The organism is Nicoliella sp. ESL1113, assembly GCF_058509245.1.
Window position 1 is genome coordinate 34554 of sequence record NZ_CP196387.1, and the last position, 12224, is coordinate 46777.

13 protein-coding genes are annotated in these 12224 nt (G+C 39.2%); 3 read left to right on the top strand and 10 right to left on the bottom strand.

All coding sequences use genetic code 11. The features are described 5' to 3' along the window. Positions 1 to 13 precede the first annotated feature (13 nt). From ACSYTJ_RS00160 to ACSYTJ_RS00205, 10 genes are all read right to left on the bottom strand, one after another. The gene (locus tag ACSYTJ_RS00160) at positions 14 to 685 is read right to left on the bottom strand and encodes an amino acid ABC transporter permease (RefSeq protein WP_491716867.1); all 672 of its coding nucleotides are present in this window, start codon (positions 683 to 685) and stop codon (positions 14 to 16) included. Further along, positions 675 to 1247, bottom strand: a complete 573-nt coding sequence (locus ACSYTJ_RS00165; RefSeq protein WP_491719843.1) for a GNAT family N-acetyltransferase — start codon at positions 1245 to 1247, stop codon at positions 675 to 677. Before ACSYTJ_RS00165 ends, ACSYTJ_RS00160 begins: the two co-directional genes overlap by 11 nt. After that, positions 1248 to 2582 (bottom strand): MmgE/PrpD family protein, encoded by a 1335-nt coding sequence (locus tag ACSYTJ_RS00170; RefSeq protein WP_491719844.1) that lies wholly within the window; start codon positions 2580 to 2582, stop codon positions 1248 to 1250. Continuing rightward, positions 2572 to 3657 (bottom strand): glutathione S-transferase C-terminal domain-containing protein, encoded by a 1086-nt coding sequence (locus tag ACSYTJ_RS00175; protein ID WP_491719845.1) that lies wholly within the window; start codon positions 3655 to 3657, stop codon positions 2572 to 2574. The genes ACSYTJ_RS00170 and ACSYTJ_RS00175 overlap by 11 nt, the downstream gene beginning before the upstream one ends. Positions 3658 to 3672: 15 nt before the next feature. Continuing rightward, on the bottom strand, positions 3673 to 4818 hold the full coding sequence (locus ACSYTJ_RS00180; protein WP_491720139.1) for an amidohydrolase: 1146 nt from the start codon (positions 4816 to 4818) through the stop codon (positions 3673 to 3675). A gap of 515 nt (positions 4819 to 5333) precedes the next feature. Then, positions 5334 to 6533 (bottom strand): GH25 family lysozyme, encoded by a 1200-nt coding sequence (locus tag ACSYTJ_RS00185; RefSeq protein ID WP_491719846.1) that lies wholly within the window; start codon positions 6531 to 6533, stop codon positions 5334 to 5336. Positions 6534 to 6555: 22 nt separating this feature from the next. Beyond that, positions 6556 to 7197, bottom strand: a complete 642-nt coding sequence (locus tag ACSYTJ_RS00190; RefSeq protein ID WP_491719847.1) for a hypothetical protein — start codon at positions 7195 to 7197, stop codon at positions 6556 to 6558. Positions 7198 to 7269: 72 nt separating this feature from the next. After that, positions 7270 to 8067 (bottom strand): metal ABC transporter permease, encoded by a 798-nt coding sequence (locus tag ACSYTJ_RS00195; RefSeq protein WP_491719848.1) that lies wholly within the window; start codon positions 8065 to 8067, stop codon positions 7270 to 7272. Continuing rightward, on the bottom strand, positions 8067 to 8729 hold the full coding sequence (locus ACSYTJ_RS00200; protein WP_491719849.1) for an ATP-binding cassette domain-containing protein: 663 nt from the start codon (positions 8727 to 8729) through the stop codon (positions 8067 to 8069). Before ACSYTJ_RS00200 ends, ACSYTJ_RS00195 begins: the two co-directional genes overlap by 1 nt. Before the next feature lie 2 nt (positions 8730 to 8731). Continuing rightward, entirely contained in the window at positions 8732 to 9637 is a 906-nt protein-coding gene (locus ACSYTJ_RS00205; RefSeq protein WP_491716875.1) for a metal ABC transporter solute-binding protein, Zn/Mn family, read from the bottom strand. A 155-nt stretch (positions 9638 to 9792) separates the two neighbouring features. Here ACSYTJ_RS00205 and ACSYTJ_RS00210 point away from each other — a divergent pair, with 155 nt between their 5' ends. The 3 genes from ACSYTJ_RS00210 (at position 9793) to ACSYTJ_RS00220 (ending at position 12188) form a co-directional block, all read left to right on the top strand. Then, entirely contained in the window at positions 9793 to 10674 is an 882-nt protein-coding gene (locus ACSYTJ_RS00210) for an N-acetylmuramoyl-L-alanine amidase (RefSeq protein ID WP_491716876.1), read from the top strand. 3 nt (positions 10675 to 10677) lie between these two features. Then, positions 10678 to 11226, top strand: a complete 549-nt coding sequence (locus tag ACSYTJ_RS00215) for a GNAT family N-acetyltransferase (RefSeq protein WP_491719850.1) — start codon at positions 10678 to 10680, stop codon at positions 11224 to 11226. Positions 11227 to 11318: 92 nt separating this feature from the next. Continuing rightward, entirely contained in the window at positions 11319 to 12188 is an 870-nt protein-coding gene (locus ACSYTJ_RS00220; RefSeq protein ID WP_491716878.1) for a GRP family sugar transporter, read from the top strand. Positions 12189 to 12224: the final 36 nt, after the last annotated feature.

Here is a 12224-nt window from a genome sequence, read left to right on the forward strand (position 1 = left end):
CACCTCCGCTAGATTAACTCTGATATGGAATTGAAATGTGTTTTTCAATGATGTTCTGTAAAAATGTATAGATAATAATTAAAATCCAATATAAAATCCCAACCGCTAAGTATGTTTCAAAATACTTAAATGAAGCTCCAGCTAATAGCTTCCCTTCGGAAAACATTTCGGTAATCCCTAGCGAAAAGGCTAACGACGTTTCCTTTATCAAGCTGATAAAACTGTTCCCCGTTGATGGCAATGCGTTCACGAATGCCTGGGGAAAGACGACGTATCGAAACAACTTAGCAGGCTTGATGTTCAGCGTTTTTGCGGCTTCGATCTGACCACGATCAACTGAATCTATTGCTGCCCGAAAAATTTCTGCCAGGTAGGCCGATTGCTTGAAGCCCAGCCCAATAATCACGGCAATGAATGCTGGCAACCCTCTAAAGAAGGGAAATATCTGCGGTAATCCATAGTAGATGATAAATAACTGTACTAAGCTAGGCATCCCCCGAAAAAATGAAATATAGACGTTCGCAACATAATTCAAAGGATGGTTTTTAGAATATTTCAATAACATGATCACTCCACCTAAGACCGTTGCTAAAATCATCGACAACAATGCGAGCAGCAATGTGATTGGAATAAACTCAATTAACGTTGGAAAAACTTCAATAAAATATTTAAAATCAAAATTCATCTTTCAACTCTCCTTTGTTCAGAGTAGCTAACCCCAAATTATTTAATTGGGCTGCTCTTTCAAGGATCGTCTGATCTAGGATTTTCACCATATAAACCGTTAAGTGATCAGCGTATTTACGTTGTGTAGCAATTGGTTCATAGCCAATCCCGTTATAAAAAGAAGCAAGCCATGGGTGTTCAACTGCCGTTCCTAATGTAACAGCGGGCGAATGCATCTGTAATTTAATCACGTGTTCTTCGACCCAATGAATGAGCTTTTTCGAATAACCCTGGTGTAAATAATCACCATTAGTGGCCACCCAGCCTAGATGGGGTAATAAATATGGGCTTTTATTCAATGACCATGGCAAGCGAACCGAAACCGTTGCAATAATCTTGTCATCATCAACCGTCACAAACGTTTTCATCGTCGCCATTTGCTCTTTCATTTCTGCCATTGTGATCGTTGCTGCTTTAAAATGAATCCCTAATTCTTGATCAGCTTGATATGCAGAATGCAGTAAATCATTCAGTTGTTCTAACTCTGTCGCTTTAATTTCCCGATTGATCGTTGTGATCACTCACACCCCCCTTAAAACGTGATTCAAGTCCTTGACGCTACCAGTTTTTAAAATCGTGAGTAGTTGTTGCACATCTAAATCGACCCCGTTATTAGCAATTGCGTTTTGTAATTTGGCTAAGATTTGATCATTTGAAAGGCGATTTTTGGGAGACCCCTTAGGCGTATTAACCGCAATTCTTTTAACGGGCCCATTTTTTAAATGGACTTCCAATTCAATTGGCCGGTCATCAGGGGATTGAGCAACTAGGTCGTTTTGCCTTGCGAACAGGGATTTCGTTTCAGTTTTAAATAAGTTGGTTGACACCTGATCATCGAACAATTGATCATCAACATCACCATTTTTCAAAATTTGCCAAAAGATATATTCGATCGAAAACTTCCCCGCTTGGCCAGTAGCGGGCGTGGTGTAACGTAACACCTTATCGCCCCCCGCTACGAAATGAAAGATGACTTTTTGAATGTCAGCAAGCCGCGTCCCCTGTTGATAAAGCAACTTTGCAGCATCATAACCAGACATCGCTGCTGAACAAAATTGGTGGAGCTTGAACCAGATTCCAGGATCAATTATTTGCGGAGGGTTGAACCATTGAGCAGTAATGCGCTCGACATCGAGTGGTTGGTTTGCAACCACGATGTTCCAGCCGTTTTCATTGTTAAAAACATCCTGGTTCGTGGTTAAGCCACCCTTTAAAAATAAAGCGGCTTGCACGGCATCACTGGCTGCTAACCCAGCATGTAGTGGTTTGGTATCACTCCCCGCTTCGATTCCTAGGCCTGCAGATTGGGTCGCCGCAAATGACAGTAAGCTCACGATCTCTGCCACTGATAATTTTTGCAACTTTGCAATCGCAACAACCGCCCCAAACACCCCGAGCGTTGCAGTAGTGTGGTAGCCCATTAACTTATAGGCTGGGTTTAATTGCGCGCCTAGTTGCGCGGCAAATTCGACCCCGACCACGGATGCGAATAAAAAATCATTCATGGTAACCGTTGCATCGTTCAAACTCAACAAGGCTGAAAAGATGACCACGCTGGAATGGCCCCTTAAATTTGATTGGACATCGTCAAAATCAAGATAATGGGCGGCAAAGCCGTTGAACAAGGCGGCCCGTTCAGGCGTTGTAGTTAGGGATTGACCAATTAGTTGTGCCTGCCCATCCTTCAACGCTAACCGTTTCGCAAACCGAGTCACCGTTGGTTGCTGACTGGCACTCACCAAGCAGCTAATGTAGTCGATCAAACACTCCCGAGCAATCGGCAGCGTCTGTAAATAATCCTCCTGGTGGGTATTAAAGATTAACTCTGCCAGCCGTTTCGTATTATTAGTTGCCAAATTTCTCAGCTCGATCGTTTGCTTCTTCCCAAATGCTATCATCGGGGCCGAGTGGAATAATTCTTGGCAGGTCACTTTGTGGAGTATGGTCAACTTCATAGAACCGTTTTCTCATTGAATCAAAATCGGTGTTGTTCCCAAATGCGGGGATTGAATAGAGATCCTTGGCATAGTTCCAGAGGTTTGGATAATCAACTAGCCGCTTCTTGTTCACGTAGTATTTTTGGTAGAACACCAGGTCGAATCTGGATAGCGTTACGAACAGGTTAATATCAACTAGGGTTACCTTGTCACCGAGTAAGTAGCGTTGCTTGGATAAGCGGTCTTCTAACCAATCTAATCGATTGAAAATGCGGTCGTACCACTTCTTATAATCAGCTTGTGAGCGCCCATGGCCCGCTTCATTGACAGCGTAGTTCACGTCCATCAAAATAATATCGCTCAAATTATCAATATCCTCTTTTAAATCATCAGGATATAAATCAACGTCTTGATTAGTTTGGTAATCCTTCCAGGCATCGCTCAATTCCTTGATTAGATTGTTGTAGTCGTTATTAACGACCTTGCCCGTTTGAATATCAACAAGTGCTGGAACGGTATTGCGTTTTTGATAATCGGGGTCAGCTTTCTTGTATGCTTCGCCTAATGAGTGAATCTTAAGGACTGGATCTTGGTGGTTCTCATCTAGATCAAAGAACCAATCTCCGACAACCCCGGCTGGTCTCAATGGATCAACAACGCCCTTTGAGATGACCTGGTCTAAGCCGAGATAATCAATGGCGATCGCAATCCGATTTGCCCATGGACAGTGGCGAGACCAGATTAATCGATAGCGCCCTGGTTCAACTGGTAGGGTCCCGTCTGTAAATTTATTTTGAAATGCTGGACCTTGATATGCCGCAAACTTAGCCCGTTCATTAAAGTTCGACTTATCACCTGCATTCGCATAGTCCTTTTGTTTTTCGTTGGCCCTCGGGTTAGCTACCTTCGACTTCGAAAAATCAATTGGACATGCTTGTAAATCTTGAGATACTTCAATTTTGGCTGCTTCTGCTTTTAGTTTGTTATCACTCATGTTTAAATCTCCAATCTATTGATTAATAAATTCATCCTGTAATCTAAGTGCGCCGTAGTAATACCATTCATAGGCCGTTTGAATCGCCTTGTCACTAATCACTAAGTCTGAATGGTGCCAGTCTGAATTCCCCTCACTGCCGATAAAGGCGAAAACACTCGGCACTTTATCGGTATAATCAGAAAAATCTTCACCAGCATTTGATGGATCCCCTTCAACGAAATTAGCATGGCGCTTCGTTTCATCAATGATGACATCGGTCAGTTTCGGATCGTTCAAAACCACCTTGGGGCCGTTGATCCATTGAATATCAACAGCCAAGTTAAACGATGCTGCCTGACCATTTACGACTTGATAGAAACGTTGCTTCGCTAATTTTTGAGCATCTAAATTAAAATTACGATTAGTCCCCTCAAAGCTAGCTTGTTCTGGTAAGACGTTCCAAGTATTACCAGCTGCAACGTGGGTAACTGATAAAACGGATGTGTTTTTAGGATCTTCATTTCTGCTAACAATCGTCTGGAGGGCGGTAATCGTACTTGCTAAGCCAACGATTGGGTCATTTCCTAAGTGCGGCATCGCAGCGTGGGTTCCCTTTCCCTTGAAGGTCACTTTAAACTGATCAACGGCAGCCATTTGACCACCCTTTAAAATACTAACTTCACCAGCTTTTAAGTCGGGTTTGTTGTGAAAACCAATGATCGCTGAAAGCCCGTCAATCCCACCAGCATCAATTACCTGCTTTGACCCTGTATGAATTTCTTCACTGGGTTGAAAGATTAACCTTAGTTTGACCTTTAAGGCATTGCGGTGTTCTGCGAATAAATAAGCAGCCCCTAGTAAACCAGTCATGTGTAGGTCATGGCCACAGGCATGCATGACGCCTTGATTAGTAGAGGCAAATGATAATCCAGTTGTTTCTTGAATTGGTAGGGCATCAATATCAGCCCTAAGTCCAATGATAATTTTAGAATCACGTGGGCCGATTTCCGCAATCACCCCAGTATTTAAACCTTTTGGAGTAACAATCCGATAATCAAGTTGCTCTAAAATATTTTTAATATAATCAGTTGTTTTGAATTCATGATCAGATACCTCTGGATGCGCATGTAGGTAATGACGAATGTCAACTAATCGCTGATCTAAATCACTAGTAGAAATAAAACATCAACCTTCCTCCAAAAAATTTCAAAAAAAAGACCAATTAGACTGATAAATCGTCTAACTGGTCTTTTTTAAGATGGTGAATATTTTAAAGTTTCAATTCGGCCACAAAAAGAAGCGAATTTTCTTAAAATTAATTTCAACTAGCCCGTAAACTAATCAAAACCCCAGTTAGACTTAACTTATTGCATCTAACTGAGTTCACTAAAATAACTTCACTTAGATACAGACGACGCAACGCCTGTATCCAAGAATACAAACGTTGCTAAATCATGCAGCAAGCAAAGCAACAGCAACTAAATTCGAAGTGATTAGTTATTTTAGTCATAAGAAAATTCCTCTCTTTTATTTGATGAGTACATTTAAACACACATAATATAATCTTGTCAACATCTATTTTTAATCTTTTCTAACCTGAATGCAATCAATTATTCATAACCATTGCTAAATCAACGTTAAAAATGATAAAAAAAATACATTTAGTTATTTAATCATAACTAAATGTATTGATGTTACTTAACTGCTTTAATAAAACTCTTATTCGATGTAAAGTGAGTTCCATCTAAGCCAATTGTAATCGTCTTAGTTCCCTGTTGCTTAAAGGAACTAACGTCTAGAATCGTGCCGCTCTTAACGTGTTTTACACGGTGATTTGAGCTATTGTAGATATAAATTCCATTTTTAGCAATTACCTTAACTTTTTTAACCTTCTTCGAAGAGTAATAAACCTTACTATTAACTTTTGGTTTCATGACGTTAATCGTAACTTTCTTCTTGGTACTGATCGAATGTTTACTTACACTAGAACCATCGGTAGTTGTGTTATTACTGTATGAAGTGGTCCCAGAACTAGATTTAGAAGTTGAACTAGCACTTGAAGAAGCAACTGCAGAACTAACGGAAGAAGCTGCAGATGAACCAGCAGAGTTAGCGGATGAAGCCGCACTACTGGTAACAGTTGCAGAGCTACTTGCTGTGGATGTAGTTGCGCCACTACCAACCCAAAATGACATTGGCTTCCCACCATCTGGAATCACAGAGGCATCGACCTTTTGATTCAAAGCGGTACTATATTCACTATCAGTGAATTGCCATAATCCATAGGTATATGAAGGATCAGGTTCACCAGCCCCATAAGATGCTACCCATAAAGTATCATAGTCATTTTTAGAATTACCAATGGTATTACTCATAAAGTAAAGCCCACTGTATAAAACGATTGGTCTAGTCGTCAACGTCCGCATTTCTGCTGCCCAAGATGATGTCGCAGCATCCAGTGTGGCACTATTCATTCCGTTCGTTTGTTCCAAATCATTAACGTAGAATCGTGCATTCGGCACCCGATTATAAAGTGTCTGGGCCTCACCCTGTGCTTGAGCCACAGAATTATACAGGCTATAGCTATACACACCATATGGCACATCGTATTTATCTAACAATTTAAGGTTATTTTGATAGACGCGATCAGCATAATTACTGCCATATTGAACTCGAATAATCACAAAACTAGCTTCATTTTTTAACTTTTGAACTTGTGAATCGGTTAGCGCATTTTGCCATTCGGACAAATCATACGCTGGATTCATTTGAACAGAAGCGTGTGCTGTAAAGCTGGGTTTTCCTAATTTCGCAACGTTAACCAGCCCTAAGGTTACGATTCCAGTTGATAATACTAGTCCCGCTTTCGTTAGTACATGTCTTATCTTCTTCATATCTAGGATCCCTTTTTATTAATTATTTAGCGTCAATTGCCGATTGCATTGCTGTTTCTGGAGTACTTCCAGTCGCGGTGTGAACAGTCTTGCCTTCTTGCCATTTAACTGTTGTTTCATTAGAGTCAATATCCGCACTTACATGCCCGTAACCGCTTGGAATTGGTAATGTATGGCTTTGTAAGTAAGCCACCATCTGCTTAGCTGCAGGAGTAGCGGTATCGCTGGTGTTCACTTCAGTCCCACGTACTGTTAATGACCACCGTCCCATGTTAAAACTAACGAACACTTGTCCGGCACCAGCATCCTTAACACCAGTAATTCCACTGCCTAAATCAACAGTTGGTAATCCAGAAGTTGAGGCCTTTGATTGATAACCGACCTTGTTCTTAGCAGCCTCTTCGCTTGCGTAAGTCTTTGAAGAAACCTGGCTATCACTACCTGCATTTTCTGATGAACTGTTGCTCATGCTGTCACTTGTGCTTTCTGAGCTAGAAGAACTAGATGATACTTTTGATGAATTCTCTGCACTCTTCTTAACCACATGTGTCTTGCTACTGCTATTTTTCATTGAAGCATTTTGATTATCACTATTCTTACTTCCACAGCCAGCTAATAGTAAACCTAGAATCGCTACTGGAATTAATTTTTGGTATGTTTTCATCTTTAAATGTTACCTCCTGAACGGTAAAAGAACTTTGTAATTAGTATACCAAATTGTGTTATAAAATAAACCTTAGTCACGATTTTTTAATTTATCGTAACCAATTGCAATTAGGTAAAAAGCGCTTTCTATCGCCGCTATAAAGAAACTGACTGGCCAATCTGTAATATAACTGAAATATAATCCAGCCCAGGTTCCAACCAATGAAAAGATAAAAGTTAGTAAAATCATTCCCCAAACATTATGCACAAAAAACTTTGCAGCAGATGCTGGAATCGTCAATAACGCAAAAATTAATAATGATCCAACGATTTGAGCAGTTACACTAACCGTTGAAGCTAATAGGATCAAAAAGATAATTGAAATCAAGGTGTCATACCCTGCATTAAAATGAGAACCCGTCCCATCAAAAGAATTGTATTTTAGTCTTCGATAGATTAGTAAAATCGCAATAATAATAATCACGCTTAAAATAATTAACGTTTTTAAATCATTAACCCCAATCCCAACGATGCTACCAAATAAGATATTCGTTGCATAACTAGATTGGGTATTGGCTAATGAAAGAAATAAAATCCCTAATCCAATGAATAATCCAGAAAACACACTGATTGAAGATTCACGTCGACTAACTCGATTACCGACAGTCCCAATCATTAAGGAACTTAAAATTGTGAAGATCAGCATTCCAATTACAGGTGAAGTACCCAGAAATAATCCAAATGCTGCTCCAGCAAATCCAATTTCTGACAAAGTATGGGTAAAAAAGGAAGTTTTTCTGGAGACAACAAAAACCCCCATGAACCCACATAAAATCGATATAAAGAAGCTAGCAATGAAGCCATACCTCATAAATGCGTAAGCTAACATTATGCTTGGCCCCCCTTTACTTCATGCATCACACCATGCTTATTTGCAATTTCTAAATTATAGTCACCAAACCGTTTAATCAATTCAGGATCGTGGGTAATAAACATTACAGCAGCTCCAGTTCGTTTAATAATATCTACCACCACTTGAAGAAGATAGATTCTAGAATCCTTATCCAAACTAGCAGTAGTTTCGTCTAAAATTAATAGTTTTGGATTAGTAACTAACGCCTGTGCTAAATAGGCCCGTTGCTTCTGTCCACCCGAAGACCGTCCCAAAGGTTCGTTTTCAATTTCAGTTAGTTTAGTCATATCAAGCACTTTTTGAATTCGGCTTTTTTCTGATTTAGTCAACCATGGCAAAAAAGAATTTTGCAAGCTAAGGCTCACAAAATCCTTTATTTTAATCGGATAATCATCGTCAATGTTCCGAAATTGTGGAACATATTGGACTTGATCCGGCCGAACCAAAAAGTGAACCTGTTTTGTCTGATGCCGTTTACACTTTAATAATGCCTTTACCAAGGTTGTTTTCCCAACTCCATTTTCACCAGTCACGCAAGTAAGTGCGCCACCATAAATAGAAAATGAAAGGTCATTAATCAAAGTTTGGTCATCAACAGCAACATCAAGATGTTGAACAGTTAACACTTTTGATTTCAATACTATTTCTCCTTTTGAATTGCTAATAGATTCTTGTATTGAGAAGCCATCCAATCCTTGTAATCCATTCCATCAGGCATTGTTTCTGTAACCTTAAGAACGGGTACTTTGTATTGGTTAGCCATCTTAACGAGGTTTTGAACAACCTTGTCGCTGGCTTGGCTATTATCAACAAAGAATGCAATCTTCTTGGACTTGATATCATTTTGAATTTCCTTGATATCGGATGGTGATGGATCAGTCCCCTTTTCAACTGACTTAGCGTAGCCGTTATCAGCAACCTTGTAACCAATTTCTTGTAATGAGTAATCGAAAACTGGTTCACTAACCCCAACTAGCTTATTGTTAGCCTTATTAGCATTATCCTTAAGCTCATCAATCAACTTCATATTTGAGTCAAGTGACTTAATGTACTTAGCAGCATTCTTCTTGAATTCATCCTTGTACTTAGGTTCTTTCTTACCGAATTCAGCTGCTAACTTATTAGCTAACGTAGGCATCGTCTTGCTGTTATACCAGATGTGTGGATTGTCACCAGTTTGTTTGCCCATCAAACTACCGACATTAACAGATGTTAAATCATCTGGTCCGTTGCTAGTTAACTTCTTCATCCATGAATCGTATCCCAATCCATTGTAAATAACGAAATCAGCTCCAGCAACTTGTTTTGCGGTCTGTGCAGTTGGTTGGAAATCATGTGGATCGATCGTTGATTTGGTGATGATCGACTTAACAGTCCCGTGGTTACCCAAAACAGCACGGGCAGCATCACCATAAAAATCAACGGAAGACACAACGTGAATTCCCTTACTACTTTCACTCTTAGAGCTACTACACCCTACTAAAACAAACACCATGCTTAGTACAACAACTAAGCCCATCAATGATCTCTTAACAAATTTAAACATTATAAAATGTTCACTCCTTCAATTTATACTGCCCCCAAAAGCAATAAAAATTGATTTAATATCGTATTTGCTAGATAATCTTAAATAAGGTTAAAATTATTCTACTTAACCAATCATTAACATTTTACTTGAAAATTACAAGGGTGGCAAAGATTATGAATAAAAAAATCCGTTCTTTCTTATCAGCTTCCCCAGGTGTTTGGATGATTCGATTAATTATTACTGCTTGTATTGTCGGAATCATCGTTATTGAAGCTGGAATTTACCTTGCACGTCCACTAGTTACCGCTCATTCAATCAACTTAAGATCGAACCCTAAGATATCATCTAAGTTAGTTAGTCGGATTGAGAATGGAACGCGCTTAAAAGTAATTAAAAAGAACGCAGAGACAGACTGGTGGTATGTAAAAGCTAATGGCCACACCGGTTGGGTTGCCTCGTGGTTGATCAATCAAACTAAATACAATGCTAAAACAGCAAATAAAATTGCTGAATCAACAATTGTGTTGGATCCAGGCCATGGTGGAGAGGATACTGGGACCCTATCACACTTTGGTAGTGGTGCTGATAATGAGGAAAAGACCTACACCTTACCACTTGCACTTCGGGTTCGTGATTTACTCAAACCGACTTATGCACGGGTAATTATGAGTCGGACCACTGATAAAACAGTTGGTCTTCAAGAAAGGGCTGATTTATCTAATAATTCGAAAGCTAATTTATTCATGAGTTTTCACTATAACTCCTCCAACGTTGCTAATGACGCAACTGGCTTTCAAATTTTTAAATATCACAATAATGCCGATATTTTTGCCGAAATTTTAAATAATAATTTTTCAGGCCTACCATTGGTCAATCGTGGCATTGATTTTGGTAACTACCTCGTTCTCCGTAACAATAAGCAGCCCGCCGTACTGATTGAAATGGGCTTCATGGATAATTCAAAGGATCTCCAATACATTCGTAACGCAGATTATCGTAACACTGTAGCAAAAGACGTAGTAAAATCAATGAAACAATATTTGGATGCGGAGTGATTAATGATGATGAATCTATGTACTTTTAATTTAGATAATGCAGAAATTAAGTTAGCAATGCCAGAAATTCGATTTGCAAAACCACTCTATGCATTAATTGACCAAGATCGTGAATCACTTGCCCGATATTTACCATGGGCTGCTGAAATGGAGGGGCCTGATGATGAGGCTAACTTCTTAGAATTTGCACGGGAACAATTCGTTGATTCTAAATTATTCCTATTCGTAATTCTTTATAACGATCAACCTGTTGGCATGATTGATTTACATAACATTAATAATGATAATCATTCAGCTGAAGTTGGTTATTGGCTATCAAGTCCTGTGCAGGGGCGCGGAATTATGACGAATGCATTAAAACAAATGATCATTAACGTCCAGCCAGAGTTACAGTTGCATAAAATCACCGTAATTGCCGATGTTGAAAATATCGCAAGTCGATCAATTCCCCAAAGATTAGGGTTTGTTCACGAAGCCGTCTTAAAAGATCATATTTTCTCAAATGGTCAATATCACGATGCCGATGCTTACATTCGATTGTTCAATAATTAAGAAAGATTGGAATTAATTTACTAATCACTTTAAAATAATATATAATTAGATTGTTAGTATTTTTTAAAATTTATTATTAAGGAAGGTTTTATATGCCAATTTTAATTGGAATTTTACCAGCACTTTTATGGGGGATTGGTCCGCTAATCGCCACCATCGCTGGAGGACGTCCAATTGACCAACTAATGGGGACCGTTTATGGTCAAGTAGCCGTTGGTTTAGTGCTTTATCTTATCTTTAGGCCAGAGTTAACGCTAAGTGGTTTCATTTGGTGTTTTGCTGGAGGAGCACTTTGGGCAATTGCACAATTAATGCAGTTCGCTGCATTTACAAAGATGAATGTCTCAACCGCAATGCCAATTTCAACTGGATTGCAATTAGTGGAAATTCCATTAATTGGGGTTATCGTCTGGGGTGAATGGGGTTCAGCAACTTCTAAAATGATTGGTTTTATCAGCATCTTAGTTCTAATTGTTGGAATCACATTAACCAGTATTCAAGATGGTAGTGTTGAAAGACCTAAAATGGATTACAAATCTGGGTTAACCCTCTTAATTGTTGGTTCATTAGGTTACACTGCATGTTCCGTGTTTCCACGGGTCCCAAATGCAGCCGGTTTATCTAGTTTATTCCCACAAACCCTTGGGATGTTCTTTGGTGCATTAGTACTTGGGTTGTTCATGCAAAGTAAGGATCATAAACCACTATTCTTTACTAAGCCGACATTAAAGAGTACTTCAATTGGGATCGCTGGTGGTTTCGGGGTGCTTGCATATTTAACTTCTTTAAAGCTAAATGGGGTTGCAACAGCCTTTCCACTAACCCAATTAAACGTTATCATTTCTACATTAGGTGGAATTGTTATTCTCCACGAACACAAAAATAAAAAGGAACTTACATTTACCATTATTGGATTAATTCTGGTAATCGGAAGTGCCTTCATGATTAGTCAACTAGATTAACGTAAATAAAAAATTGCGCTGCAATCGCAGCGCAAT

What these genes read in the sequence shown, in the direction of transcription:
- ACSYTJ_RS00160 (WP_491716867.1), bottom strand. Translation starts at nt 685, where the DNA reads ATGAATTTTGATTTTAAATATTTTATTGAAGTTTTTCCAACGTTAATT.
- ACSYTJ_RS00175 (WP_491719845.1), bottom strand. Translation starts at nt 3,657, where the DNA reads ATGAGTGATAACAAACTAAAAGCAGAAGCAGCCAAAATTGAAGTATCT.
- ACSYTJ_RS00185 (WP_491719846.1), bottom strand. Translation starts at nt 6,533, where the DNA reads ATGAAGAAGATAAGACATGTACTAACGAAAGCGGGACTAGTATTATCA.
- ACSYTJ_RS00190 (WP_491719847.1), bottom strand. Translation starts at nt 7,197, where the DNA reads ATGAAAACATACCAAAAATTAATTCCAGTAGCGATTCTAGGTTTACTA.
- ACSYTJ_RS00195 (WP_491719848.1), bottom strand. Translation starts at nt 8,067, where the DNA reads ATGTTAGCTTACGCATTTATGAGGTATGGCTTCATTGCTAGCTTCTTT.
- ACSYTJ_RS00205 (WP_491716875.1), bottom strand. Translation starts at nt 9,637, where the DNA reads ATGTTTAAATTTGTTAAGAGATCATTGATGGGCTTAGTTGTTGTACTA.
- ACSYTJ_RS00210 (WP_491716876.1), top strand. Translation starts at nt 9,793, where the DNA reads ATGAATAAAAAAATCCGTTCTTTCTTATCAGCTTCCCCAGGTGTTTGG.
- ACSYTJ_RS00215 (WP_491719850.1), top strand. Translation starts at nt 10,678, where the DNA reads ATGATGATGAATCTATGTACTTTTAATTTAGATAATGCAGAAATTAAG.
- ACSYTJ_RS00220 (WP_491716878.1), top strand. Translation starts at nt 11,319, where the DNA reads ATGCCAATTTTAATTGGAATTTTACCAGCACTTTTATGGGGGATTGGT.